The sequence below is a fragment of the Arthrobacter sp. HY1533 genome, assembly GCF_027568515.1.
Taxonomy (GTDB): domain Bacteria; phylum Actinomycetota; class Actinomycetes; order Actinomycetales; family Micrococcaceae; genus Specibacter.
This window is the reverse complement of sequence record NZ_JANKZF010000008.1, coordinates 117,882-142,640: the sequence shown is the minus strand read 5'-3', so window position 1 is coordinate 142,640 and position 24,759 is coordinate 117,882. Positions and strand designations below refer to the sequence as shown.

Genomic DNA, 24,759 nt, shown 5'->3' with positions numbered 1-24,759 from the left:
TTCTTACACTGTAGATTGGGTTCATGGAAAACTGGTCAACATACCGGCCCATTGCCCCGGCGCTTCGCGACCTTGGCTTGGGCTGCCTGGGCGCCGGCGAACAGGGCGGGCACCTTCCATCCTTCAAGAACCGGCGGCTTTCCTCCCACGCCATGGTCTACATCAGCGAAGGACGTCGATGGATGGAGCATGCCGGAAGCATGCACCCCGTCCAGTCCCCTGCCCTGATCTGGATCCACCCTGGGATGGAACACGGCTACGGTCCCGATGCCCGCGGGTGGACCGAACATTGGGTTCTGTTCTCAGGTGCCGGCGTACGTGCCTATGAGGAACTCGGCTGCTTCAGCCGCGGGCAGCCCTTGGTCCACATGTCAGGCCCGGATCCGCAGCTGCTGGACTCGTTCGTGGTGCTCCGCAAATGCCTGCGGGCAGAGGGTCCGCTGGCAGACCTGCAGGCTTCCATCCACACCCAACAACTCCTGGCCATTGCCGGGAGGCACAGCAGCGGCATCAGGAACGGCAGCAAGTCCGAGGACACGCTGCAGAAACTTGGAGAAATCGCCTACCAGCCTCTTGCCCTGCCCCAGCAGGCCGCCCAACTGGGGCTCTCGGAGTCCCAACTGCGCAGGCATGTCCAGCGGGCAGCCGGGATCGGGCCCAAGGAATTCGTCCTGCAGATGCGCATTTCACGGTCCCAGTCCCTGCTGGCCGAGTCCAGCCATGCCGTCGAGCGGATCGCCCGCCTGGTGGGGTACGAGGACCCCGCCTACTTCAGCCGGCTCTTCTCGCAGCGGACCGGCATGCCGCCGTCGCAGTTCCGGCGGGAGCAGAGCCGTTTTGGCGGAGGATAGCGGCCGTGGCCGCCCTAGCTGTGGGCCAGTTGGGACACTGCGGCCCTGGCCTGGGCCACGAGTTCGGAACTGGTCCAATCCAGCTCCTGCGCGCCGCCGCCCGGCCCGGCGGGGTACGGGTCAAGGTGCGGGACCCGCGCAGACAGGTGGACGGCATCCACCCCCAGGCCCACCAGTGCCGGGATGTCGGGGATGCGCACCCCACCGCCTGCCATGATCTCGATGCCCGCCGGGCCCTGCTTCACCATCGCCCCAAGGACGCTGCTTCCGTCAATGCTGTTCACGGCACCGCCGGAGGTGAGAACTCGCCCCACCCCAGTCCCGGCCAACCGCGCCAGTTGCACCAGCGGATCCGCGGTGGCGTCGATGGCGCGGTGGAACGTCACAGGCAGGCCGTCTGCGGCCGCAACCCACTGTTCCAGGGCGGCGAGGTCGATGGCGCCTTCGGCCGTCAGCGCGCCCACAACAACGCCGTGGACTCCGGCGTTCTTCAGGTGCCGAATTTCCCGGGCCATGGTGGAGATCTCCTCGTCAGAGTAGACATACCCTCCCCCACGGGAACGCACCAGGGCGTGGACAAAGTTCGGATGCCCTTGCACCCGATCCAGGACGGCCTCAACGCTTCCCTGCGATGGAGTCAGCCCGCCCATCCTCAGTGCCGTGCACAGCTCCACGCGGGTGGCGCCGCCGGAAAGGGCAGCTCCAGCTCCGGTTGCGTCCTGCACAGCTATTTCCAAATCAGTCATTGTTCAGCTTCCTGCCGGTTGCCGGCGGTGAATGGTTGCGCGCAAGGCAGGAGCCTCTTCCGGATTCGCAAAGGGGAAAACGCCGTCGGCCAGGTGCGAGTGTCCCAGGCGCAGCAGGTCCTGGTCGACGCCGCCCGGGGTCAGTGCCAGTTTCCAGCCGGCCGCGGCTTCGAAAAGTTCGGGCTCGAGGTAGCCGATCTTGACCACGATGATCCCAAACTCCGCCGGGTCCAGGCCCAACTGGGTGAAGTCTGAAACGTGGTGGAACGGCTTGCGGCGCTCCGTGACAATGGCGAAGACATTGCCCACCTGGATGACGGCCTGCGTGCCGGCCACCGGATCCCCCTCGGTGATTGAATACACGGTTCCGCGCAGCCGGACGGGGCCGTGGGCGTTGTGGTCCACGCGGGCCCCGGCCTCCACGTCCACCGCGGTGCCCACCCCGGCCGCAACGGCCTGGGCCACTGCGCCGGCGTCGAAGATCGAGGCGTGAACCAGCCGCACCGGGGCAGCAGCCAGCGGTTCGCTGGCCAGTAACTGGGCCAGGGTCCACGTGACGTCACCTGCGCCACCGGCCGTGGGGTTGTCCCCGGTATCGGAGAGGAAATAGGGGCGCGGGGCTTCCGGGGCAATGGCCGCCTCGATGCCGTCCGCCAGGGTTGCCGTCTCCGCTACGAAGGCAAAGTCCTCCCGCGCGTCCCAGTACAGGCGTGCCAGCCGCTCCGCCTCGCGCGTGATGACCGTTTCGTCGTCGCCTGTCACCACCACGTACGCCTGGCAGCGGGGTTCATCGGCCCACGCATAGCCCACCCAAATAGCAGCATCCACCACACCGTCCAGAGCGGCGACGCCGGGCACCTGGTCGTAGATGCACTTGGCCGGTTCAATCCTGGTGCTGGTCTTCTCGCCGGGCAACAGCACGGGCACCGGCACCCAGGCCTTGAGCGGGCAACGCTTGTGCACATCAGCGCCGTCGGCGGAACGCAGCCGGGTGAGCAGGTTGTGGACGGCCCGCTCCTTCGTGTTCACCTCGTCCTCGTGCGGGGCCATCCGGTAGCACGTGATCAGGTCGACGCTTTCCAGCAGCTCCCAGGAGACGTTGCCGTGCAGGTCCATGGAGGTTGAAACCAGCACGCCGTCACCGAGGGCTTGGCGCACATGCTGGGCCAAGTCGCCTTCGGCGTCCTGGCGGCCCAGCACGCTCATGGCTCCGTGGATGTCGAAGAACAGGGCATCCAGGTGGCCGGCGCCCTTGATGCGTTCCACAATTTCACCCCGGAAAGCCTCGTACAGCTCCGGGTCCGCGGCACCGCCTGGCAGGGACCGGGCGTGCATGAGGGGAACCCATTCGGCGGCGTCGCGCAGCTCCTGCCCTTCCTCGAGGAACGGGTAATAGGCGGTGAGTTCCGCCCCACGCCGCACGGTGAATGCCTCGACGCCGCTGATGTGGGGCGAGAACGTGCTGGACTCAATGGCAATGCCGGCAATTCCGATGCGCGGCCGGGCCAGGCCGCCCTCCTGCACCGGTCCAAGCGGCGGGCACCACACCTCCGACTGGTCAGGAAGTGGGGTGCTGTGGGTCTGGGTGGTCATCGTGTTCCTCGCTTGAATCCTGTGGAGCGCTCAAAAGTGTCAATCATGGCCGCGGCCGTGCCGGCATTGGCGGGCCACAGGTTGGTGGTCTCCGCAGGATCGCGGGCAAGGTCATAGAACTGGCCCGGTCCGTGCCCGGTGTCATCGGGAGCCCCCACGGGTTCGGAGAAACCTCCCGATCCCGTGCCAAAGATTGCCTTGCCCAAACCGCTGCGCAGGACCAAAGTCCCGTCGTAGGCCTGGTGGCCCAGCACCCGCCCAGATTCACGGTCGACGCCGGGCCCGCCACCGGGGCCGCTGTCTGCACCCCCGGGTTCCGCACTACCGGGTTCCGTTGCCGGCGCCAGCAGCGCCGGGGCGAAGGAGACACCGTCCCCTCGCCGCTCAGCGTCCGCGGCAGCCAGCACACCTTTTGCATGTGTCAGCTGGGCCAGTGTTGCCCTCAGGTCCATAAGGCTGACCAGTTGGGCGCTCACCGCCCCTTCTGTGATGCCGGGGCCTGCCACTATCAATGGGACCCGGTGGCCGGCTTCCCAGGCATCTGCCTTTTGCCCGCGCCACGGGCCGTTGGGCCGGTGCACGAGCACGTCGCCGTCTTCGGGGAACATGGTGGGGGCCCCGTTGTCGGAGGTGAACACAAAGATGGTGTTGGCCAGGTCGTCGCCAAGTGCCTCAAGCAGTTGGCCCACCATCCAGTCGACCAGCACCACGCCGTCGCCGCGTGGCCCGGCCTGGGAGCTGCCCTGAATGAATTCCGGTGGCACGCACGGACGGTGCGGGGCCGCCGTGGCCACATAGGCAAGGAAGGGTTTGGTGCCCTGGCGCTGCTGACGAATCCAGTCCGACGCCCGGGCCACCACAGTGGTGTCCACGGCGTCGTCCTGCCAGCCGGGGCTTTGCAGGCCCGGACGCTGCGAGGTCACGAGGTCCAGTTTTTCCTCAAGTGGCAGGCCGGTGGCCCGGTCCTGCTCCAGGAAGCAGTACGGGGGCATGTCCAGTGAGCCGGCAATGCCAAAGTAGCGTTCAAATCCAAGATCCACGGGGCCGCCGGTAAAGGGGACCTGGTAGTCGATCTCCCGCCCGTTCCCCTGCATCTGCGCGGCAAAGCCCGGTTCAAAGGCATCGCGCCTGTACCCGTCTAGGTTGCTCCAGTTCAGCCCCAGGTGCCATTTCCCGAAGGCCCCCGTGGCGTAGCCTTCCTGCTGGAAATCCCGCGCCAGGGTCTGCGCACCAGGGCCGATGATGGCCGGGTCCAGCCCGCCGAGCACGCCGCTCTTGAGCGGGCTGCGCCACGGATACTGCCCCGTCATGAGGCTGTACCTGCTGGGCGTGCACACGGCCGACGAGGCGTGCGCGTCGGTGAACCGAACCCCGCCTTCAGCCAGTTTGTCCAGGCTGGGGGTGTGGATCCGTTCCGCGCCGTAGCAGGACAAATCGCCCCAGCCCAGGTCGTCTGCCAGCACCACAACAACGTTGGGTTGGGCCGCCACGGGACCCACCTGCCTTTCTTGGTTCATGCTTCTTCCAGTTCAGCGTTCCGTTGCCAGCATGGCGCCCTGCCCCAGGGCGGCAGAGGCGTGGTCTGCCGCGTAGGCGGCAGAGGCGTGGTCTGCCGCGTAGGCGGCCGCGCCAATAAACCCGGCGTCCGGGCCCAGCGCGGCGGTGCGGACCAGCGGCGCGGTGTCGCGCCCGTGTTCGGCCAGCAGTTGGGCCAGCCTGCTGCGTGTTGGCTGGGCCAGTGCCTCTCCGGCCGCACTCACGCCGCCGCCCAGGAGCACCAGGCCGGGGTCCAGGAGCATGGAGACCTGACTGAGGCCGAATCCGAGCCAGTGGGCAATCTGCGCAAAATCCTCTGCCGTGCGGGCCTCTTTTTCCAGGGCGCTGCCGCTGGCGTACCTGTCCAGGCAGCCGCGGCTTCCGCAGCCGCAGGCCCGGCCTCCGGGGTCCACCACCATGTGCCCAATTTCCCCTGCCCAGCCGTTCTGGCCCACCACAAGCTGGCCGTTGACAAGCAGCCCTCCGCCGATGCCGGTGCCCACCGTCACCATGGCAACATTCTGCTCACCCCGGGCGGCACCGAACCTGTGCTCTGCCCAGAGTGCGGCGTTGGCATCATTGATCACCAGGGCATTGATGTTCACCCTGGACTCCACCAGGTCCGCCAGCCGGGTGTTTTGCAGCTCCAGATTGGCCGCGTACAGCACCGAGCGGTGGTCCGTGGAAACGTAGCCGGGCACGGCGATGCCCACCACGGATCCGTCGCCGGAACCGTTGAGTTCCTCAATGAGCGCCGCGACGGTCTGGGCAATGGCCGTTTCCCCCTCAGGGGTTGGCCGCTGGGCCCGGGCCAGCACACGGCCGGCCGAGTCCACGGTTCCTGCGGCAATCTTGGTGCCGCCAATGTCCACCCCCGTCCACAGCTGCGCGGTCATGGCTGCGCCCCGGCAAGGTGCGGGATGGCCAGCACGGCCACGGGCTGGCCATCCAGTGCGGACGGAACGTCCAGGGTTTCGCCGGCAGCAATGCCCGTGCCGAGCCAGGATCCCCCGGCAAAGCCAAGGGGCGCCGGCGGAAGCTGCGCGTCCGGGGTCAGGACGCACAGGTAGGTGGCGTCCCTGCCCACGGTCACGGCATAGTGCTTAGCCTGCAGTTCGGTGAGTGCCCCGGCCCAGGGCCTTGTGGCGTAGATCGCGTCACCGTTGATTGCCAGCCAGGCGCCCAGGCCCAGCAGGCGTTCGCGGTAGATCTGCGGGACCGTGCCGTCGGCGGCCAGGCCAATGTTCAGCAGCAGGTTTCCGTTGCGGGACACCACCGAGACAAGGTGCTGGACCAACTCGGCCACGCTGAGGACGTCCGCAGCAGTCTCCTGCTGGTTGACACCGAAGGATCGGCCCAGGCCGCGGCAGCTTTCCCAGTGCTGTTCGGAAAGCCCGCCAATGTCACTGTACTCACGGGTCAGGTAGCCGTGTGAGGGCACACCCCACCTGTCGTTGACGATTCCCCCGGGCACTGCACGCAGGTACTGCGTGAACAGCGCCGCCACCCCAAAGTCGACGTCCGACTTTCCTGCGTCCGGCCACTCAATGTCGTTCCACAGGATGTCCGGGGCGAACTTTTCAATGAGCTCGGAGGCCTGGGCGTGGGAGTAACGGGCAAAGTCCTCGTCATTGCGGCGCAGGCGGAAGATGTCAGGATCGGCATCGATGGCGCGGAAGTCACTGACATGCCAGTCCAGGGCGCCGGAATAGTACGCCCCAAACTTGAGCCCCGCAGCGCGGCTTGCCGTGGCAAACTCCGCCATCAGGTCCCGGCGTGGGCCGCGGGCTGCGCTGTTGAACGGCGTGGTGGCCGTGTCCCACAGGCAAAAACCGTCATGGTGCTTTGCCGTTGGCACAACGTACTTGGCACCACCCTGACGAAACAACTCAAGGACCGCACCGGCGTCGAACTTCTCCGCCGTCCACACATCGGCGAGATCCTCGTAGCTGCTCCCGGGGCCAAAATTGGCCCGCTGGTAGGCCTGCGCGCTGCTGCCTTCGATCCGCACAGTGTTGCCGTACCACTCCGCATACTGGTGGTCGCGGTAGGCGTCCTCGACGGCGGTGGGCGAACCGGCAACCTCGGCCCAGGCGGGCACCGAGTACAGGCCCCAATGGACGAAGATGCCAAATTTTGCATCCGCCAGCCAGGAGGGGAATTCCCAGTCCGGGTAGCTGGGGTTGTGTTCACCAAAATCTGGCCCAACACGGTCTTCAAAGTTGATCATTGCTTGCCTTTGTGTGTTGAAGAGAGGTGGGGTTAGCGTCCGGCCAGGCCGACGGTGGCGATTCCCTTGACCAGGTGCTTTTGGAGAATGATGACAAGGATCAGTGTGGGCAGGATGGCAATGACGGATGCCGCCATGACCAGGTTCCACGAGTTCCCGTGCTCCCCGAAGAAGGTCTGCAGTCCCAGGGAAACATTACCCAGTTCATTGACGTCGTTGACCACAATGAGCGGCCACAGGAAGCTGTTCCAGAACGTGATGAACGTCCAGACACCCAGGACTGCCAGCGACGGCTTGGCCAGCGGCAGGATGATCCGGGTGAAGGTCCGCCACTGGCTGCAGCCATCCACGCGGGATGCCTCCACCAGTTCGTAAGGGATGTTGATGAAGAACTGGCGCAGCAGGAACACACCGAATGCGCCGAAGGCCCACGGCAGGATCAGGGCCTGCCAGGTGTTGATCCAGCCAAGCTTTTGCATGAGCAGGAACATGGGGATGACCAGGACTTCCTGGGGGATCATCATGGTGGCCAGGTACAGCAGCATGAACTTGTCACGGCCGCGCCACTTCAGGATGCCAAAGCTGTAGGCGGCCAGGGAGGAAACGGCCACCACAATGATGGTGCCGGCGAGGGAAACAACCAAGCCGTTGAAGATGAAGCGGAAGAACGGCGTGTAGTTGAAGACCTCAACAAAGTTCTGCCACCGGATTTCCGAACCGATGAGTGACGGCGGCTGGGCAAAGATCTCGCCGTTGGGCTTCAGGGCCGAGAAGAAGGTGAAAATGATGGGGAACAGGAAGAGTAGCACCACGATCCCCAACAGGACTTCACTGCCCAGTTTCAGGGGGCGGAAGCGGCCCGTGGCCTTGCCGGCAGCTTCCGCTCCGTGCAGTGCCTGCTGTCGGGTGGTGCGTGCCTGGATCTGCTTGCTAGTCATAGTGGACCCATTTCTTCTGACCGATCCACTGGATGAGGGTGACGATCAGGATCAAGACAAAGAGGATGATGGCAGGTGCCGCGGCGGCACCGAGTTCGCCGTCCTGGAATGCGGTTTGGTAGACGTTCATGACGACCGTCACCGTGGAGGTTCCGGGCCCGCCGGCCGTCATGACGAATGGCTCCGAGAACAGCTGGAATGCCGAGATCATGGTGACGGTCGTGGCGAAGAAGATGGCCGGTGTCAGCAGCGGAATCTTGATGCGCATCAGCTGGGTGAGCCCGTGGGCGCCGTCGAGCTTGGAGGCGTCAATGATGTCCTGGGGCAGTTGGTCGATCGCGGCGGAGAAGATCAGCATGTTGTAGCCAAAGCCCTGCCAGACGATGACCACCACGACGGCGATCAGGGCGGTGCTGCTGTCGCCCAACAGGTTTGGCAGGTGAATGCCAAACAGTGAGTTCATGGTGGAGTCGACAATGCCGTTGGGCTGGTAGATCAGCTTCCAGATCACGGCCGTGGCAACCGTGGGGGTGACCACGGGCAGGAAGAACAGGACCCTGTACAGGCGGCTGAACCGGCTGCTGGCGACCCAGAAGGCCGTGGACAGTGTCAGCACCAGGTTGATGGGGACGATCAGCAGCGTGAAGACAACTGTGTTGATGAGCGCGGCGGTGAATTGGCTGCCCGGGGCGAAGAGATTGCGGTAGTTGTCCAGGCCCGCAAAGCTGATCTCGCCAAAGGTGGGCCAGTTGAAGAAACTCGTGGCGATCGCCAGGATGGTGGGCAGAAGGATGAACACCGTCATCCCCACGGCGCTGGGGGTCAGGAACCCCAGCGCCGCACGGGAGTCGTTCTTCTTCCGCTTTTTCGGCGCAGCCGGGTCAACGTCCCGCCGGGGCACGGTGTTAGTGGTTATTGCCGTCAAGGGAGTGCCTTTCTGCTACGGCCGGGGTCTGCGGAAGGAACGTCAAGAGCTACTTCGCTCCGCTTTGCTGCACGTTCTTCAGGGCGTCTTGCGGCGAGCTCTTGCCGGAGTAAGCCTGCTGGAACTGCTGGGCCATCAGCTTGGTGACCTTGTCCCAGTTGCTGGTGCTGATGAAGGGAACGGCCTTGGCCGAGGATGCCTTGGTGACGGCGGCAACCTGCTCGGAGTAGCCGGGGTTCTTCGGGTCAATGTCCTTCTTCAGGCCATCGATGAAGGCCGGGATGGCGGCCGTGCGGGCGGGCTGGTTGCCCGAGTTTGCGGATGCCATCTGTGAGGTGGCGTCGGTGAGGACACCGATGGCCTGGGCGGCCTCCGTCTTGCTCTTGCAGGTTGAAGAGATGCCGAAGCCTGAGTTCGCCGAGAAGGTTCCCGCCCCGTCCGGGCCCTGCGGCAGGGTCACCACACCCACCTTGAAGCCGGCGGCGTCAGTGACGTTGCTCTTGACGTTCCAGGAGCCATCCACTGCCATGGCAACGTTGCCTGCAACGAACTGCTGCTCACCCCAGGGGACGTCTGCCGAGCTGGCCGGAATGCTGCTGATCTTCTTGTCGGTGGCCAGGCCCGTGTACCAGGTGAAGGCGGATTCGAAGGCCGGGTCCGTCATCTGCAGCTCACCGGAGTCGGAGACCGGCTTGGCGCCGTTGTAGGCCAGAAGCTGTGCCGACATGTGGAGGTCGGAGAAGGTCTGGCCAAAAGCGGGCTTGCCCGTTGCCTTGGTGATCTTCTCGGCAGCCGAGACGAACTCGTCGGTGGTCCAGCCGTCCTTGGGCTCGTCTACACCGGCCGCCTTGAAGGCGTCCTTGTTGTAGTACATGAGCATGGTTGAGAGGCCGTAGGGAAGCGCGTACTGCTTGTCGCCGTTCTGCAGGGCCTTCAATGCCCCGCCGTCCCATTCGCTCTCGGTGAATCCGGCAGCCTTGGCCAGGTCTCCGTCGATGGGGGTCATGGCCTTGGCGAATGCCGGCAGGCGAAGGCTCTGCATGCTCACGATGCACGGGGCCGTTCCGGAAGCCAGCTGCGACTGCAGCTTGGTGAAGTAGTCGGCAAAGGGTGCCGTGGTGAGGTTGATGGTGATGTTGGGGTACTTGGCGGTGACCTGGGATGCCAGGTCCTTCCAGGTCTTGTTGCCCTCGTCGCCCTGGGCCCAGAAGGACCAGTCAAGGGTGACGTTGCCGGCTGCGGCACCCTCTCCCCCGCCGGAGGGTGTGGATGCCCCACATGCCGAGGCACCCAGCACGAGGGCCCCGCCAAGGGCGATGGCCGTTAGCTTCTTTGCTAATTTCATGTCAATCCTTTGTCCGGACCAGAGGCCCGGGGGCCTGGGGTTTACAATTAATTCGGCGCCGAATTAATGGCGCAATGTTAGGATAATCACACTTGCTGGTTGCGGTCAATAGGGGGCGTCAATTTCATCTGCACGGGTTAGACCACACACCAGTCCAACGCGCGACGCCGTCAGCCGCGCCGAAATCCTTGGCATTCTGGGCCAAACCGGCCAACTGAGCCGCAGCGAAATCGCCAAAAAACTCGGCCTGGGGCCTGCCACTGTTACGGCGCAGGTCCGGAAATTGATGACCGACGGCTATGTGCGGGAGCTGGCTGCTGACTCCCGTGCCGGGGCCGGGCGCCCGCGCGTTCCCGTGGAGCTGGTTCCCGATGCGGCCGTGGTGCTGGGCATCAGTGTCACGCCCACAAGCCTGCTTGCCGTGACCATGCTCATTGACGGCACCATCGTGGGCACGCAAACGTTGACCTTTGACCCCTCTTCGTCCGTTTTGGCCCAATTCACCGACGTCATTGGGCGCCAGCGCGCGGAACTTGCCCACCCCGAGCGCGTGGTGGCCGTTGGCATCTCCGTCTCTGGGGCCGTGGACCAGGCACTGTCCACAGTGCGTATTTCCACGACACTGAACTGGCAGGACTTCAACCTGGGGGCCGGTCTGCAGCGTGCCGTGAACTTGCCCGTCTTTGTCTCGAATGACCTGTTTGCCCAGTCCACGCGGGAAGTCAGCTTTGGGCTGGGCCGCAACAAGGACGATTTCCTGTTGCTGGGCCTGGGCTACGGCGTGGGCCTGGGCATTGTGAACCGCCGCAGGGTCTTTTTCGGCGCAGGCGGCTCCTCCACCGAGTTTGGCCACATGTCCGTTGATCCCAACGGACCGCTCTGCGTTTGCGGAAACAATGGCTGCCTCCAGGTGTACGCAGGCCTGGATGAGGTCTTGGCCTCCGCACCCGGCCCAGGGGGTCCGCAATCACTGGCCGGCCTGCAGCAGGCCGTCGCCGGCGGCGACGCCGAACTTTCAGGGTTCCTGGATGGCATTGGATACCGGCTGGGCCGCTCTGTAGGCGGCGTGGTCAATTTGCTGGGCATTGGCACCGTCATTGTGGCCGGCCAAACCACCTCCTTGTGGCAGGAACTCAGCGGCGGGTTCAACCGCGGGCTCGGCGAAACCGTGCTGAAGTTCCTGCTGCCCCTGGACATCACGGTCAAGGCCTGGACCGAGTCGGAGGATGCCGTGGGCGCGGCAGGGCTGGCGCTGCACAACGCCATCAGCCTCAATGTGCCCCTTGCGGACAGGGCAGGAATTGTTGTTTCCGCCCTGTCCGATGCAGAACCGCACCCGGTCCACTGACCTGCCGCGGGCCTTGCCCTAGGCGGACTTGGGTTCCAGTTCAACCACGAAAACGGGGACAAGAGCACCTTTCTCCAGGCCGGACACGTCAATGCTGAGTTCGCCCAGCGGGTCGCTGAGGAAGCGGTCGTCCAGGGTGGTCCTGTGGCTGAACGGCAGTTCGGTCCCGGACCGGAGCAGCCGCACACTCTTGACCCGCCGCACGGGAATGCTGCGCACAGTCACAGTCTCCACGGGTTCGGCGAGCGCAAACAAGTACACATTGTCGTTTGCGGCGGTGCTGGGTCCGTAGTATTGCCACGGTTCCATCCCGGGCTGGACCCCGTGCACCGACGCGCTGTTGCCCTGCATCCAGGCAGCAAGGCCGTCCAGCAGCCGGGCTTGTTCCGGCGCCAGGCTGCCATCTGCACGGGGGCCAATGTTGAGCAGCAGGTTGCCACCCTTGGCGGCCACCTCCACGAGGGTCCGGACAATCTCATGCAGGGTCTTGTAGTTCTGGTCTTCCGGGACGTAGCTCCAGGTGTCACACATGGTCATGCAGCATTCCCACGGCTCCGCGAGCGGCTGAGCAGGAATGAACTGCTCCGGCGTGCGGTAGTCGCCGCGGCCAATCAACCTGTCGTTGATGACAATGTCCGGGGCCAGCGAACGGATGTGATTCTCCAGCCCGGCGGTGTCCCACTCGTCGGCGGTACGTTCCCACTCGCCGTCGAACCACAAAAGGTCGATGGGCCCATACCAGGTGAGCAGCTCGGTGAGCTGGTCCTTGAGGTACTGCTGGTACCGCGCCCACTCGCCGGGGCCAGACCGTGGATAGCCGCCGTGCTGGTACGGGCGCATCTCATCCGTGAAGGCAGGGTAGGCCGGGTGGCCCCAGTCTGACAGCGAGTAGTACAGCCCCACGCGAATGCCGGCTGCCCGGAATGCCTCCGTGTATTCCTTGACCAGGTCTCCGCCGCGCTGCCCGTACGGAGAAGTCGCGATGGTCCTGTCGCTGGCGTTCGACGGCCAGGACGACCATCCGCTGTGGTGCCTGGCCGTGAACACGGCGTACTGCATTCCCGCCGCTGCTGCGTGCCGGGCCAGCTCCGCCGGGTCCCAGTGTTCCGGATCGAAGGTGGCAGCGGAGCGGTGGTAGTCGGCCACGGCGGCGGTGGGACTGTAACCGAGGCCGGCGACACCGCCGAGCAGGGGCCACGACGCCTCCAGGCCCTGCTGGCTGGCATGGTCGTAGTGGATAAACATGCCCAGGCCGGCGGCGCTGAACCATGCGGCCGTGTGTTCCTTGGCCTGGGGCGAGAGCGGCGCATCGGCCTTGGGGTCGTGGACCTTTTCGTCTGCCCAAACCACTTCGTCTGTCATGTCAGCTACCTTATTCCTCTGTTTGTTCGTGTTGGCGGGGCGGGGTCTCGACAGGCTCGACCACCGGGTGCGGGGTCTCGACAAGCTCGACCACCGGGGCCAGCTCGGCCACCGGGTGCGGCTCGACCACCGGGGTCTCGACAGGCTCGACCACCGGGGCCGAGTCGACCACCCGGTCCGGGAGCTCGTACACCGGCTCGGCGTCGTCCCACTGCTTGCACGCGGCGATGGCGGAGGGCAGTGGCTGCTGGCAGGGGTCTGTCAGCTTCCACCACTCTTGCGTCGCCGGGTCTGCAGCCATGGCCGCCATATCGGCGTCGAAGTCGCTGCCCGTGTATTCGAAGTAGCCCAGCAGCAGGTCCCCGTGGTTGAAAATGGTGTAGTGTTCCAGGTTGCTGGCGCGCAGCCGGGCCTCGACCTCCGGCCACACCTCACGGTGCAGCCGGAGGTATTCCTCCCGGTGTTCTGGCTTGAGCCCAATGATCTGCAGGTGTTTCTGGCGCATGCCGACCCTTTCCTAGACCAGGGCCTTGGCGTGAATCAAACGAATCACGTCCTGGCTCATGGTGTCGTAATGGTGGGTGTTATCCACGGTTCCAGCCAGGGTGAACGAATCCATGACGACAATCCGGTCCGCCAGCGTGATCATCTCGGCCAGGTCGCTGGAGATGAGCAGGATGGCCAGGCCCTTCTCGGCCAGGCCCCAGATCAGCTCGTAGAACGACCTCTTGGTGCGCACGTCGATGCCAATGGTGGGCTCGTCAATGATGAGGATCCTGGGATCCGCCGCGAGCCACTTGGCCAGCGAAACCTTCTGCTGGTTGCCGCCGGAAAGCTGCCCCGCCAGCTGGTCCTGCGAGGAAACCTTGATGCTGAGCTCGTCAATGTACTTCGCCACGAGCTCGCGCTCCCTGCCGGCACCGACCACACCCAGCGGCCCGGCCAGCTTGCCCCACGTGGTGGCGGCGACATTGCGGGTGATGTTTTGGTCAAGGAACACGCCCTCTTCCTTGCGGCTTTCGGTGACGTAGCCAATCCCGTGTTCGTGCAGCGCATCGCGCACACTGCGGATCTTGGCGGTATGGCCGTTGACCAGCAACTCTCCCTCGGTGATGCGTTCGCGGCCAAGGATGGCGTGCGCCAGCTCGGTCCGCCCGGCACCCACCAGCCCGTACAGGCCCAGGATCTCCCCCGGGCGGACCTGCAGCGAAATGCCGCCGTGGCCGGCCGTGGTGGTGACGTTGCGAAGTTCCAGGACGGGTTCTTGCGTCGAATCCACCGTCCGCTCCGGCGTCACCAAGGACGCGAGTGAGCGGCCCACCATGACGTTGACGATTTCATCCTGCGGGTGGTCGGCCAGCGCGGCGTCGCTCAAAACAGTCTTGCCGTCGCGGAGCACCGAGACGGTGTCGCAGTGCGCGTACACCTCGTCGAGCTTGTGGCTGACGAACAGGATGGCGGCGCCGTCGGCCTTCAGGCGGTGGATGACCTTGAAGAGCTTGGCGGCCTCGGCGTCGCTGATGGAGGCGGTGGGCTCGTCCAGCAGCAGCACCTTGGTTTCGGTGTAGAGCGCCCGGGCAATTTCCACGAGCTGGATCTGGGCCGAGGACAGCGAGGAGATCGGCGTGCCGGGGTCGATGTCCAGGTCCATGAGGGCCAGGCACCGGGCCGCCTCCGAGTTCACCTTCTTCCAGTCGATGAAGCCGCACTTTTTGGGTGTGCGGCTCAGGACGATGTTCTCCGCCACGGTGAATTCGCGGATCACATTGCGTTCCTGGTGCACCACGCCCACGCCGGCGGCCGTCGAATCGGAGGGGTTGGCGAAGTTCCGCTCCTCCCCTCCAATGAGCAGGGTGCCGGAATCGGCCTGGTGCACGCCGGTCAGGTACTTGATCAGGGTGGACTTGCCCGCACCGTTTTCCCCCAGCAGGGCGTGGATCTCACCCGGCATGAGCGTCAGGTTGACGTTGTCGAGTGCCTTGACGCCGGGGTAGCTCTTGGTGACGTTGCGGGCCTGGAGGATGGGGGTGCTCATAGTTTGACCTCTTCGGCAGCAGTGTTCTCAACGGCGGCGGCGTTGATGCGGTGGTTGGCCACCCGGGCGCGGAGCATGCCGGCCTTGGCGGTTTCGCGGGTTTCGCGCAGGCGGCCCAGGGCCACCGTGCCGAGAATGACGGCGCCGATCACCAGGTTCACCCAGGCCGGGGCCAGCTGGAACTCGGCGCGGGCGCTGTCCACGAGCCTGACCACGAACGCGGCCAGGACCGTGCCGAACACGGCCACTGTGCCGCCGGTCAGCGAGACGCCGCCAATGATGGGCGCGGCAAAGCTGGAGAGCAGCCAGTCGCCGCCCACGCTCTGGTTCACGCCGGGCAGCGAAGTGAAGGAGATGAAGCCGGCGAACCCGGCAATGAGGCCCGAGGCGCCGTGGGCAATCGTGAGGCTGCGGTCGTTGGAGATGCCGGCCAGGGTGGCGGCATGCTCGTTGTCGCCGGACGCCAAAAGGTGACGTCCCGTCGTCGTGAATTTGAAGGCGAGGCCCACCATGACTGCCACGATGATGGCGATCACGAAGATGGCGGGCAGGCCAAACCAGCTGGCCTTGCCGAGCGCCGCGACGGACTTCCAGTTGTCGGCCGAGATGGTGCGGGTGTTGACCAGCGCGTACTGCACGCCGAGCAGCACCGTCATGGTGGCGAGCGTGACGATGAAGCCGTTGATCTTGGTGACCACCACCAGGATGCCGTTGGCAATCCCGGCGACGGCGCCCACCACCAGGGCGACCAGGCCGCCGAGCCAGGGGTTGAAGCCCCAGTCGGCCACCATGACGGCAGCCAGGCAGGCCGCGACGCCGCCGATCGCGCCGATGGCGAGGTTCAGCTGGCCCACCGCGAGCGTGATCATCTGGGCCAGGCCGATCAGGATGGGCACGGCCAGGAACTGGAAGAACGTCTGCATTGAGACGGGGCCAAAGAAGTTGCCGCCGGAGGAGACCCCCAGGAGGATGGCGCCGAGGACAATGGTGGCGATCAGGACAAGGTATTGGGAGCCCATGGTTGCGGGCAGTTTGAATTTCATGCGCTGGCTCCGCTCGGGATGGCTTCTTTTTCACTGGGTGTGTCCGGCGGCGTTTCGGCGGGTACTTCGACGGGACGACGGCGGCGCACCGTGCGTATGCGCTCTGCCGAAAGCGCCACGAGCAGGATCAGGCCCAGGAAGATGTTGAGCATCTCCACGCCGGCGCCGAACAGCTCCAGGCCGCGGCGGATCAGCAGGGCCAGGGTGATGCCAAGGAACGTGCCGGTCACGGAGATGTAGCCGCCAGCCAGCAGGGTGCCGCCCAGGATCGGCCCCAGGAAGGACTGCAGCATGAACTCATTGCCGATGGCCGGGGTGAAGGAGCCGGTGCTGGTGGCGAGCAGGATGCCGGCGAAGGCGGCCAGGGCGCCGGAGATGGCGTGGACCAGGACCACCCGCTTGTTCGTGGGGATGGCGGAGAGCTCGGCGGCCTTGATGTTGGCGCCGGTCAGCAGGATCTCGCGGCCCAGCTTGGTGCGCGCGTAGAGCCCGCCCACAAAAAGGACCACAATCAGCACGGGCACCACCATGACGGGGATGGCTGCGGGGCCGCAATAGCCCACCATGCACACATCAAGGAAGGTGCCGCGGCCCAGGAACTCCATGCCGTCGGGCTTGCTTGTGAAGGCGGATCCGGGGCTGAGCATGGAGTAGACGGTGGGGACCAGGCCCAGCAGGGCGAAGCTCATGGCGAGGGTGACAATGAAGGAGTTCACGCCGGTCCGCGCGATGATCCAGCCCGTCAATCCGCCAATGATGGACCCGGCCACCAGGCCCACAAGGAGCCCCACCAGGAACGGCATGTCCCACAGGTCAAAGGCCATGCCCGTGAACATGGCGCCGAATGCGGCCATGTTTCCCACGGCGATGTTCATCTGGCCGATCGAGAGCACCATCATCTGGGCCAGGCCCACAATGGTGAAAATGGCGATGCTGGTCAGCAGCGGCGCCACAACGAACGCCCCGTTGAAGGCATTGGGCTTGGCCGCGCCAATGACGCCCACCAGGACCAGGATGATTAGCACCAGGAAGGACTGCGGCGAGGTGAGATATCGCCTGAAGTTGATGCCCTGCCGGCGCTTTTCCGCGCCGGCAGGGCTTGCGGCGTGTGTCATGCAACCACCCGCTTGTCGATCGCGTCCATGTCCCAGTCGATGCCCAGGCCCGGGGTGTTCGGCGCCAGCGCGCGCCCGTCGGCGATGGTCATCTCGCTCTTGGTGATGGCGCGCAGCTGCGGGATGTGCTCCACATAGCGGCCGTTCGGGATGGCCGCGAGCAGGCTCACGTGCAGTTCCATGAGGAAGTGCGGGCAGACGGCCACGTTGAATGCCTCGGCAAGATGGGCCACCTTCAGCCACGGCGTGATGCCGCCAATGCGTGCCACGTCCACCTGGACGATGCCGGCGGCGCCGCGCTGGAGGTACTCGCGGAACTGCGCCACGGAATACATGGACTCGCCCACGGCCACGGGAATCGAGGTGGCCTCGGCCAGGCGCACGTGTCCGGAGACGTCGTCGGCGGGCATGGGCTCCTCGATCCAGAAGATGTCCAGCGGCTCCAGCGCCCGCGCCCGGCGGATGGCCTCGGGGCCCGTCATGGACTGGTTGGCGTCCACCATGATGTCCATGCGCGGGCCGACGGCGTCACGCACCGCCCGCAGCCGCTCCACGTCCTCGGACACGTGCGGTTTGCCGATCTTGACCTTCAGCCCAGGCCAGCCGGCGGCCTGCGACGCCTTCGCCGAGCTGACAAGTTCCTCAGTGCTCAGGTGCAGCCAGCCGCCCTCGGTGTCGTACAAAGGCACGTCCTGGCGGAAGCCTCCGGCCACCTGCCACAGCGGCGCCGCGGCCCGCTTGGACTTCAGGTCCCACACGGCAGTGTCCACGGCGGCCAGTGCCAGCGAGGTGATGGCCCCTGTGGTCGTGGCGCGGGTCGAGGCGAACAGGTCCATCCAAATCTGCTCAACGTTGGCGGCGTCCATGCCCACCAGCCGCGGAACCAGGTGCTCGCGCAGCATCGACAGGACGGCGGCGCCGCCCGTGCCAATGGTGTACGAGTAGCCGAGGCCGGTCAGGCCGTCGTCGGTCTTGAGCTCAACAAAGATGGTCTCCTGCTTCAGGAAACTCTGGACGGCGTCGGTCCGCACGGTCTCAACCTCAAGGTCGACGAGGTAGGCGCGGGCGTGGGTGATGCGGGGCATGGTGGCCTTTCGAAAAGCGGGTGGTGGGTGCTACTTGCAGTTCAGGTACTTCGAGTCGAAGTCCTTCTGCAGCTCGGCGGACTTGGCCGTGCGCTCGGCGTCGTAGGTCTTGACGTTGTCCTTGGTGACAATGAAGGAGCCGGAGTCGACGATCTGGCCCTTGGTGGCCATGGTGCAGGACTTGCTGGCGAGCTTGGCCAGTGCGTAGGAGCCCACGAAGGCCTGGCCGGCGGGGTTCTGCACGACTGTTGCCGAGACGGAGCCGTCCTCGATCGCCGAGACGATCGTGGCGTCGTCGTCAATGGCAACGAGCTTGATGGGGAGCTTGGATTCCTTCACGGCAGTGGCCGCGGCGACGGCCGGGTTGTAGGCGGTGGAGACGATGCCGTTGATCTGGCTGCCCTTGGAGGCGAGGAGGTCGGCGACGGCCTTTTGGGCCGTGGTGAGGTCGGTGTCGATGTCGGTGACGTCGGGCAGCAGGGTGACGGCGCCGCTGGTCTCGGCCACGGCCTTCTTGACGCCGGCGATGCGGCGCTGGGTGTTGGAGTCGACGTTGACGCCGGTCAGGTGCGCCAGGATGCCCTTGCCGCCCATGGCGTCGATGGCTGCCTTTGCCGCCTTGTAGGCTGCTTCCTCCGTGTCGGTGGAGAGGCAGAAGTCGGCATCGTTGGTCTCGCCGGCGGGGCAGGAGCCCAGGGCCGCGGTGGCCACGCCGTGCTTGGCCAGGTTGCTGAAGGTGGAGTTGATGTCCGTGGGCGAGACGCCGAAGACCCCGAACGCGTTGAAGCCGTTGGCCACCATGGAGTTGATGACGTCGTTCTGCTTGGTCTGGTCCCATTCGGCGGTTTCGTTGAACGTTACCTCGCCGAGCTTGAACTCGGTCTTGGCCTCGGCACCCGCGGGGGCCCACGGCTGGAAGTAGGGGTGCGCGCCGCCTGAGATCAAGCCCACCTTGACGGTATCCATGGCGGCCGGGGCTGCTCCGGCGTCGCCATCCTTGGCGGCCTGCGGGGTGCAGGCGGTGACGGCGAGGGTTGAAACGGCGAGGACTGCCAGGGTGGTGGTCAGTGTTTTCAATCTCATCTTTGAGTCTCCAGTCAACTTTTTGGGTGGTGCCAGAATCCTATAGGATATAGTGATATTCAATTATCTGGACGGTTATACTTTCTGTCAAGGACTTTGATCGGAGATGCGTTTGGAAGCGTCATACTTGACTTCGCTGCATGGCATGGCACCGCGCCAGGAGCTGGCGGATGAGGTGTACGGGCTGTTGCGCAGCCACATCATGCGCGGCAGCATCCCTCCCGGCGTGCGCATCAACATTGAGGATGTGGCCCGCCAGCTGAACGTCTCCCCCACGCCGGTCCGCGAAACCCTGGCCCGGCTCGAGTCGGAGGGCCTCGTGGACCGCGAGCCGCGCCGCGGCTACCGCGCCACAGAACTGCTGGGCCGCGACGACGTTCGCGAACTGTACGAACTGCGCCTGCTGCTGGAGCCCCATGCCGTGGAACGCGCCGCGGCCCGCGCCGATGCCGCACTGCTCAAGCTCATCACCACGGAGCTGGAGCACGGCAACGAGCTGACCCGGGACAAGGCGTCCATCTCGCCGGCGGAACTCTCAGCGCATGACGAGCGCTTCCACGACCTCATCTTCCAGGCCGCCGGCAACGAGGTGATCCGCCAGTCCTACGCGCGCACCCACTGCCACCTGCACATCTTCCGCCTGGCCTATTCAGACACCTACGACGACCACACGATCATCGAGCACGGCCTGATCGTCGACGCCCTGCGCGCCGGCGATTCCGCCACGGCGGTCGAGGCCATGCGCAGCCATGTGGTCTCCTCAGAGGCGCGCGTGCTGAGCTACTTCGAGCGCCAGCAGCAGCCGCGCCAGTCCGGCTGGCGCAACCCCGGGACGGCGCTGGCCTAGGTCCGCCCGTGTCGTTTCCCCTTTGGCCCACCACCGTGGCTGAATCGCGGGGGCCGCTATTGCCATTCGCTGCCGTTTGGGACGCGAACCAGGGCTGAGGGGGGGGGGGGGGGGGGGGCGGGGCCGGGGGCTGGGGTGGTGGTCGGGTGGCCCCCCCCCCCCCCCCCCCCCCCCCCCCCCCCCCCCCCCCCCCCCCCCCCCCCACAGCATTGATGCCGGCCAGCTGAAGCGCGTCCGCCGGGGCCGGTACCTGCCGATTGATGCGCGGACTTCCCTGCCCGCGCCGGCATTGGCGGCGCCCGGACCCAGCCGTAGCCACACAGCAGCTCCAGGTCTATCGTGGCTCTCATGAGGAACAACCCAGATTATGACGACCGGGACCTGGTCCACGAGCCGCGCGACCTCGACCCGCTGGGCGAGATCTACTCCGAGCTGGTGACCCCGGACATCGAGGAAATGAACGACCACGCCGCGGCGCTGGCCGAGGAATCCGAAACAGAGTCCGACTCCCTGTAGCGCGGCGGCCGGCAAGCCGCCCGGGTCGGGTGCCGGCGTCGAGTTTGCCCAAGAGTGCCCATTTTGACGTCGAAGCCCACAAAATCCCCAACGGAGCGGCAAGCGGCCAAACGATCAGCCCGCAGGCCAGAAAGTCGCGGATGATCATTTCCGCAATTTGATTGACGTGAGCCATATTACCCAATATGTTTGTGAACAGAACTTATTACCAAGCTCTGTTTCGCTTACTTATTGGAGACCCCCCATGGCACTGCAGCCAACCCGCGAAGACAAGTTTTCCTTTGGTCTTTGGACCGTTGGATGGGAGGCCCAGGACCAGTTTGGTTCGGCAACCCGCCCCAAGCTGGACACGGTGGAGGCCGTCAACCGCCTCAGCGACCTGGGCGCCTACGGCCTCACGTTCCACGACAATGACCTGTTCCCGTTCGACGCCACGGCAGCCGAGCGCCAGCACGAGATCGACCGCCTCAAGGGCGCCCTGGACTCCACCGGCATGATCGTGCCCATGGTGACCACCAACCTGTTCAGCCACCCCGTCTTCAAGGACGGCGGCTTCACCTCCAACGACCGCGGCGTGCGCCGCTTTGCCCTCCGCAAGGTCATCGAGAACATTGACCTGGCCGCCGAGCTGGGTGCCGAAACCTTCGTCATGTGGGGCGGCCGCGAAGGCAGCGAATACGACTCCGCCAAGGACATTCGCGGTGCGCTGGAGCGCTACCGCGAGGCCGTGAACCTGCTGGGCGACTACGTCACCGACAAGGGCTACAACATCCGCTTCGCGATCGAGCCCAAGCCGAACGAACCCCGAGGCGACATCCTCCTGCCCACCCTGGGCCACGCCATGGCGTTCATCGACACGCTGGAACGCCCCGAAATGGTGGGCATCAACCCGGAGACCGGCCACGAGCAGATGGCCGGGCTGAACTTCACCCACGGCATCGCCCAGGCCCTGTACCAGGGCAAGCTGTTCCACATCGACCTCAACGGCCAGCGCTCCATTAAGTTTGACCAGGACCTGGTGTTTGGCCACGGCGACCTGCAGAACGCCTTCTCCCTGGTTGACCTGCTGGAAAACGGCGGCCCCAACGGCGGCCCGTCCTACTCCGGCCCGCGCCACTTCGACTACAAGCCCTCACGCACCGAGGACATCAACGGCGTGTGGGATTCGGCCGCCGCCAACATGCAGACCTACCTCCTGCTCAAGGAACGCGCCACCGCGTTCCGCGCCGACCCCGAGGTCCAGGCCGCATTGACCGCATCCCGCGTGGATGAAATCAACCAGCCCACCCTGAACCCGGGCGAAGGCTGGGAAGCCCTCCGCGCCGACAAGGCCTCTTACGAGGACTTCGACACGGAATCCTACTTCGGCGGCAAGGGCTTCGGCTTCGTGAAGCTGCAGCAGCTCTTCATCGAGCACCTGCTGGGCGCGCGGTAACCCCATGGCGCTGGTTGCCGGGATCGATTCCTCGACCCAAAGCTGCAAGGTTGTCATTCTCGATTCCGGCACCGGAGCCACCATCCGCACGGGGCGCGCCACCCACCCGGACGGGACTGAGATCCATCCGTCCCTGTGGTGGGAGGCCCTGCTTGTTGCACTGAACGACGCCGGCGGGCTGGCCGATGTTGCGGCCGTCTCCGTCGCGGGGCAGCAGCACGGGATGGTCCTGCTGGATGCCGCCGGGCACGTTGTCCGCCCGGCCCTGCTGTGGAACGACACCCGTTCCGCGGTCTCCGCCGACGCCCTCGTGGCGGAGTTTGGCGCGGCCGCGCTGGCCGCCCGCTGCGGATCCGTCCCCGTGGCCTCATTCACCATCACCAAGGTCCGCTGGGTCCGCGACAATGAGCCGGACAACGCTGCCCGGGTCGCCGCGGTGGCACTCCCCCACGACTGGTTGACGTGGCGGCTGCGCGGCTACGGCCCTGCCGGCGAAAGCCCGCTGGGCCCCGATCTTGACCAGCTCACCACCGACCGCTCCGATGCGAGCGGCACCGGCTACTGGTCGCCGCTGCACGATGCCTACGATCTGGAACTGTTTGAGCACGCGTTCGGCCGCCCCGCAAGGGAAGCGTCGCCGGGCGGCGCCACTGCGCCGGGCGACGCCGTCATCCTGCCCCGCGTGGCAGGCCCCAGTGATTCCGTGGGCACAGTGCACCCGGACCTCTTTGAAGGAATGCACGACGGCGTCCGGCTGGCGGCGGGTGCCGGCGACAACGCTGCCGGGGCCCTGGGTCTCGGCGCGGCCCAGGGCGATGTGGTGGTGTCGGTCGGCACCAGTGGAACCGTCTTTGCCGTGGCCAGCCAGCCCACCAGCGACGCTTCCGGAACCGTGGCCGGTTTCGCCGACGCCTCCGGCGCATACCTCCCCATTGCCGTGACACTGAACGCGGCGCGGATCCTCAGTTCCGTGTCCACGCTGCTCAACGTCACCTTTGACGAGTTCGCCGAACTGGCGCTGGCCGCCGAACCCGGCAGCGCCGGCGTCGTGCTGGTGCCTTATTTCGAGGGCGAGCGGACCCCCAACCTGCCCCAGGCGAAGGCCAGCTTCCATGGCCTGAGCATCGCCTCGACCACCCGGGAGAACATGTCCCGTGCCTCCATTGAGGGGATGCTGTGCGGGCTGGCCGGCGGGCTGGCTGCCATCACGGAAACCGGCATGGACGCGCGGCGGCTGCTGCTGATTGGCGGAGCCGTGCAAAACCCGGCTGTGCAGGTGGTGGCCGGGCAGGTCTTTGGCGTGCCCGTGGTCATTCCGGCGCCCGGCGAGTATGTGGCCCGCGGCGCCGCCGTCCAGGCCGCATGGATGCTGCACGGGACCCTGCCGGATTGGGACCTCGAGACGGCGGCCCCTCCGGCGGCAGACCACCGGCCGCAGATTCTGGCCAACTACCTGGCGGCGGCCGCTGCCAGCAACCCAACAACACCCAACAGAGAGGTTTTCCATGACTGACTCACCACGCCCGCTGCGGGTCGCCATGATCGGGGCCGGCTTCATGGGCGCCGCGCATTCCCAGGGCTGGCGCGTTGCGCCGCGCTTCTTCGAGCTGGGCGCCAACCCCGAGATGGCGCTGCTGGTGGGCCGGGACCAGGCCCGGACGGAAGACGCGGCCCGCACGTGGGGCTGGGCGGAAACGTCCACGGACTGGCGCGAGGCAATTGCGCGGGACGACATTGACGTGGTGGACATCGTGACGCCCGGCGATTCCCATGCCGAAATTGCCATTGCGGCGCTCGACGCCGGCAAGCACGTCCTGTGCGAAAAGCCCCTTGCGAACACGGTTGCCGAGGCGCAGGAAATGGCAGCCGCCGCCGAGCGCGCTGCAGCCCGGGGCGTCTTCGCCATGGTCGGATTCACCTACCGCCGGGTTCCCGCAGCCACACTGGCGCGGGACATGGTGGCTGCGGGCCGTGTGGGCCAGGTCCGCCAGGTTCGCGCAGCCTACCTGCAGGATTGGCTTGCTGATGAGAACAGCCCCCTTTCCTGGCGCCTCCAAAAGGACCGGGCCGGATCAGGCGCACTAGGCGACATTGGCGCCCACGCCGTGGACCTGGCCCAGTTCATCACCGGCACCGCCCTCACCTCGGTCAGCGGGACCATGGAAACCATCGTTGCCGAACGCCCGCTCGCGGCCGAGTCGACAGGGCTCTCCGGCACCGCCGCCGAGGGGCGCGGCGCCGTGACCGTTGACGACCTGGCCCTGTTCACGGGCCGCTTTGGCGAACCTGGCGCCGGTTTCCTGGGCTCTTTCGAGGCGACGCGCTTCAGCACGGGTCGCAAGAATGCGCTGCGGATCGAGATTTCCGGGTCCAGGGGCGCCATCAGCTTTGACCTTGAGCGCATGAACGAACTGCAGTTCTTCGACGCCACCGCGCCCGCCGCGGAACAGGGCTTCACCACCATCCTGGTCACCGAACCCGAACACCCCTACATCAGCGCCTGGTGGCCGGCCGGGCACATGCTCGGCTATGAACACGGCTTCTCCCACCAGGCCCGCGACTTCGTGGAGGCGGTTGCCGCCGGAACCCAGCCCACGCCGTCGTTCGCCGACGGCCTGGCAGTGCAGCAGGTCCTGGCCGCAGTGGAGGGCAGTGCCGGCAACGGCAGCGCCTGGACAGCCATCGAAAACAACACACCGAGCCGCACCAACAGTGAAGGAATCTGA

22 protein-coding genes are annotated in these 24,759 nt (G+C 65.9%); 7 read left to right on the top strand and 15 right to left on the bottom strand.

Features of this window, described 5'->3' with window-relative positions; translation table 11 throughout:
• Positions 1 to 23: 23 nt before the first annotated feature.
• Positions 24 to 851 carry a helix-turn-helix transcriptional regulator gene (locus PCK14_RS08590; protein WP_269938059.1) on the top strand — a complete coding sequence of 276 codons (828 nt, stop codon included), beginning with the start codon at positions 24 to 26 and terminating at the stop codon, positions 849 to 851.
• Positions 852 to 865: 14 nt separating this feature from the next.
• Here the strand turns inward: PCK14_RS08590 and PCK14_RS08585 are convergent, their stop codons facing one another.
• The 8 genes from PCK14_RS08585 to PCK14_RS08550 are packed head-to-tail and all read right to left on the bottom strand — an operon-like array spanning position 866 to position 10,164.
• Positions 866 to 1,597, bottom strand: a complete 732-nt coding sequence (locus tag PCK14_RS08585) for a copper homeostasis protein CutC (RefSeq protein WP_269938058.1) — start codon at positions 1,595 to 1,597, stop codon at positions 866 to 868.
• A 3-nt stretch (positions 1,598 to 1,600) separates the two neighbouring features.
• Positions 1,601 to 3,190 carry a M81 family metallopeptidase gene (locus PCK14_RS08580; RefSeq protein WP_269938057.1) on the bottom strand — a complete coding sequence of 530 codons (1,590 nt, stop codon included), beginning with the start codon at positions 3,188 to 3,190 and terminating at the stop codon, positions 1,601 to 1,603.
• Complete coding sequence (locus PCK14_RS08575) at positions 3,187 to 4,707, bottom strand: sulfatase family protein (protein WP_269938056.1); 1,521 nt, start codon at positions 4,705 to 4,707, stop codon at positions 3,187 to 3,189. Before PCK14_RS08575 ends, PCK14_RS08580 begins: the two co-directional genes overlap by 4 nt.
• 12 nt (positions 4,708 to 4,719) lie before the next feature.
• Complete coding sequence (locus PCK14_RS08570; protein ID WP_269938055.1) at positions 4,720 to 5,622, bottom strand: ROK family protein; 903 nt, start codon at positions 5,620 to 5,622, stop codon at positions 4,720 to 4,722.
• On the bottom strand, positions 5,619 to 6,956 hold the full coding sequence (locus PCK14_RS08565) for an alpha-L-fucosidase (protein ID WP_269938054.1): 1,338 nt from the start codon (positions 6,954 to 6,956) through the stop codon (positions 5,619 to 5,621). Before PCK14_RS08565 ends, PCK14_RS08570 begins: the two co-directional genes overlap by 4 nt.
• Before the next feature lie 32 nt (positions 6,957 to 6,988).
• Complete coding sequence (locus PCK14_RS08560; protein WP_269938053.1) at positions 6,989 to 7,894, bottom strand: carbohydrate ABC transporter permease; 906 nt, start codon at positions 7,892 to 7,894, stop codon at positions 6,989 to 6,991.
• On the bottom strand, positions 7,887 to 8,819 hold the full coding sequence (locus tag PCK14_RS08555; RefSeq protein ID WP_269938052.1) for a carbohydrate ABC transporter permease: 933 nt from the start codon (positions 8,817 to 8,819) through the stop codon (positions 7,887 to 7,889). Before PCK14_RS08555 ends, PCK14_RS08560 begins: the two co-directional genes overlap by 8 nt.
• A gap of 49 nt (positions 8,820 to 8,868) precedes the next feature.
• Positions 8,869 to 10,164, bottom strand: a complete 1,296-nt coding sequence (locus PCK14_RS08550) for an ABC transporter substrate-binding protein (RefSeq protein ID WP_269938051.1) — start codon at positions 10,162 to 10,164, stop codon at positions 8,869 to 8,871.
• A gap of 121 nt (positions 10,165 to 10,285) precedes the next feature.
• Here PCK14_RS08550 and PCK14_RS08545 point away from each other — a divergent pair, with 121 nt between their 5' ends.
• Entirely contained in the window at positions 10,286 to 11,512 is a 1,227-nt protein-coding gene (locus tag PCK14_RS08545) for an ROK family transcriptional regulator (protein ID WP_333474353.1), read from the top strand.
• Positions 11,513 to 11,530: 18 nt separating this feature from the next.
• Here the strand turns inward: PCK14_RS08545 and PCK14_RS08540 are convergent, their stop codons facing one another.
• From PCK14_RS08540 to PCK14_RS08510, 7 genes are read right to left on the bottom strand one after another with little or no spacing between them, the layout of a single operon-like run.
• Positions 11,531 to 12,874, bottom strand: a complete 1,344-nt coding sequence (locus tag PCK14_RS08540) for an alpha-L-fucosidase (protein ID WP_269938050.1) — start codon at positions 12,872 to 12,874, stop codon at positions 11,531 to 11,533.
• 10 nt (positions 12,875 to 12,884) lie between these two features.
• Positions 12,885 to 13,379 (bottom strand): L-rhamnose mutarotase, encoded by a 495-nt coding sequence (locus PCK14_RS08535; RefSeq protein WP_269938049.1) that lies wholly within the window; start codon positions 13,377 to 13,379, stop codon positions 12,885 to 12,887.
• A gap of 12 nt (positions 13,380 to 13,391) precedes the next feature.
• Positions 13,392 to 14,909: a sugar ABC transporter ATP-binding protein gene (locus PCK14_RS08530; RefSeq protein ID WP_269938048.1), complete on the bottom strand. Its 1,518-nt coding sequence runs from the start codon at positions 14,907 to 14,909 to the stop codon at positions 13,392 to 13,394.
• Entirely contained in the window at positions 14,906 to 15,952 is a 1,047-nt protein-coding gene (locus PCK14_RS08525; protein ID WP_269938047.1) for an ABC transporter permease, read from the bottom strand. Before PCK14_RS08525 ends, PCK14_RS08530 begins: the two co-directional genes overlap by 4 nt.
• Positions 15,949 to 17,067 (bottom strand): ABC transporter permease, encoded by a 1,119-nt coding sequence (locus tag PCK14_RS08520; RefSeq protein WP_269938046.1) that lies wholly within the window; start codon positions 17,065 to 17,067, stop codon positions 15,949 to 15,951. Before PCK14_RS08520 ends, PCK14_RS08525 begins: the two co-directional genes overlap by 4 nt.
• Positions 17,064 to 18,152, bottom strand: coding sequence for a mandelate racemase/muconate lactonizing enzyme family protein (locus tag PCK14_RS08515; RefSeq protein ID WP_269938045.1), 1,089 nt, complete (start codon positions 18,150 to 18,152; stop codon positions 17,064 to 17,066). The genes PCK14_RS08520 and PCK14_RS08515 overlap by 4 nt, the downstream gene beginning before the upstream one ends.
• A 30-nt stretch (positions 18,153 to 18,182) precedes the next feature.
• Positions 18,183 to 19,235, bottom strand: coding sequence for a sugar ABC transporter substrate-binding protein (locus PCK14_RS08510; RefSeq protein WP_269938044.1), 1,053 nt, complete (start codon positions 19,233 to 19,235; stop codon positions 18,183 to 18,185).
• Between the two features lie 127 nt (positions 19,236 to 19,362).
• Between PCK14_RS08510 and PCK14_RS08505 the strand changes: the two genes are divergently transcribed.
• From PCK14_RS08505 to PCK14_RS08485, 5 genes are all read left to right on the top strand, one after another.
• Positions 19,363 to 20,082 carry a GntR family transcriptional regulator gene (locus tag PCK14_RS08505; protein ID WP_269938043.1) on the top strand — a complete coding sequence of 240 codons (720 nt, stop codon included), beginning with the start codon at positions 19,363 to 19,365 and terminating at the stop codon, positions 20,080 to 20,082.
• Positions 20,083 to 20,430: 348 nt separating this feature from the next.
• Positions 20,431 to 20,598 (top strand): hypothetical protein, encoded by a 168-nt coding sequence (locus tag PCK14_RS08500; RefSeq protein WP_269938042.1) that lies wholly within the window; start codon positions 20,431 to 20,433, stop codon positions 20,596 to 20,598.
• Positions 20,599 to 20,842: 244 nt separating this feature from the next.
• Positions 20,843 to 22,033, top strand: a complete 1,191-nt coding sequence (xylA, locus tag PCK14_RS08495; RefSeq protein WP_269938041.1) for a xylose isomerase — start codon at positions 20,843 to 20,845, stop codon at positions 22,031 to 22,033.
• A 4-nt stretch (positions 22,034 to 22,037) separates the two neighbouring features.
• Entirely contained in the window at positions 22,038 to 23,546 is a 1,509-nt protein-coding gene (gene xylB, locus PCK14_RS08490; RefSeq protein WP_269938040.1) for a xylulokinase, read from the top strand.
• Positions 23,539 to 24,759 (top strand): Gfo/Idh/MocA family protein, encoded by a 1,221-nt coding sequence (locus PCK14_RS08485; protein WP_442864684.1) that lies wholly within the window; start codon positions 23,539 to 23,541, stop codon positions 24,757 to 24,759. Before xylB ends, PCK14_RS08485 begins: the two co-directional genes overlap by 8 nt.

What these genes read in the sequence shown, in the direction of transcription:
- PCK14_RS08590 (WP_269938059.1), top strand. Translation starts at nt 24, where the DNA reads ATGGAAAACTGGTCAACATACCGGCCCATTGCCCCGGCGCTTCGCGAC.
- PCK14_RS08585 (WP_269938058.1), bottom strand. Translation starts at nt 1,597, where the DNA reads ATGACTGATTTGGAAATAGCTGTGCAGGACGCAACCGGAGCTGGAGCT.
- PCK14_RS08580 (WP_269938057.1), bottom strand. Translation starts at nt 3,190, where the DNA reads ATGACCACCCAGACCCACAGCACCCCACTTCCTGACCAGTCGGAGGTG.
- PCK14_RS08575 (WP_269938056.1), bottom strand. Translation starts at nt 4,707, where the DNA reads ATGAACCAAGAAAGGCAGGTGGGTCCCGTGGCGGCCCAACCCAACGTT.
- PCK14_RS08570 (WP_269938055.1), bottom strand. Translation starts at nt 5,622, where the DNA reads ATGACCGCGCAGCTGTGGACGGGGGTGGACATTGGCGGCACCAAGATT.
- PCK14_RS08565 (WP_269938054.1), bottom strand. Translation starts at nt 6,956, where the DNA reads ATGATCAACTTTGAAGACCGTGTTGGGCCAGATTTTGGTGAACACAAC.
- PCK14_RS08560 (WP_269938053.1), bottom strand. Translation starts at nt 7,894, where the DNA reads ATGACTAGCAAGCAGATCCAGGCACGCACCACCCGACAGCAGGCACTG.
- PCK14_RS08550 (WP_269938051.1), bottom strand. Translation starts at nt 10,164, where the DNA reads ATGAAATTAGCAAAGAAGCTAACGGCCATCGCCCTTGGCGGGGCCCTC.
- PCK14_RS08540 (WP_269938050.1), bottom strand. Translation starts at nt 12,874, where the DNA reads ATGACAGACGAAGTGGTTTGGGCAGACGAAAAGGTCCACGACCCCAAG.
- PCK14_RS08535 (WP_269938049.1), bottom strand. Translation starts at nt 13,379, where the DNA reads ATGCGCCAGAAACACCTGCAGATCATTGGGCTCAAGCCAGAACACCGG.
- PCK14_RS08530 (WP_269938048.1), bottom strand. Translation starts at nt 14,909, where the DNA reads ATGAGCACCCCCATCCTCCAGGCCCGCAACGTCACCAAGAGCTACCCC.
- PCK14_RS08525 (WP_269938047.1), bottom strand. Translation starts at nt 15,952, where the DNA reads ATGAAATTCAAACTGCCCGCAACCATGGGCTCCCAATACCTTGTCCTG.
- PCK14_RS08520 (WP_269938046.1), bottom strand. Translation starts at nt 17,067, where the DNA reads ATGACACACGCCGCAAGCCCTGCCGGCGCGGAAAAGCGCCGGCAGGGC.
- PCK14_RS08515 (WP_269938045.1), bottom strand. Translation starts at nt 18,152, where the DNA reads ATGCCCCGCATCACCCACGCCCGCGCCTACCTCGTCGACCTTGAGGTT.
- PCK14_RS08510 (WP_269938044.1), bottom strand. Translation starts at nt 19,235, where the DNA reads ATGAGATTGAAAACACTGACCACCACCCTGGCAGTCCTCGCCGTTTCA.
- PCK14_RS08500 (WP_269938042.1), top strand. Translation starts at nt 20,431, where the DNA reads ATGAGGAACAACCCAGATTATGACGACCGGGACCTGGTCCACGAGCCG.
- xylA (WP_269938041.1), top strand. Translation starts at nt 20,843, where the DNA reads ATGGCACTGCAGCCAACCCGCGAAGACAAGTTTTCCTTTGGTCTTTGG.
- xylB (WP_269938040.1), top strand. Translation starts at nt 22,038, where the DNA reads ATGGCGCTGGTTGCCGGGATCGATTCCTCGACCCAAAGCTGCAAGGTT.
- PCK14_RS08485 (WP_442864684.1), top strand. Translation starts at nt 23,539, where the DNA reads ATGACTGACTCACCACGCCCGCTGCGGGTCGCCATGATCGGGGCCGGC.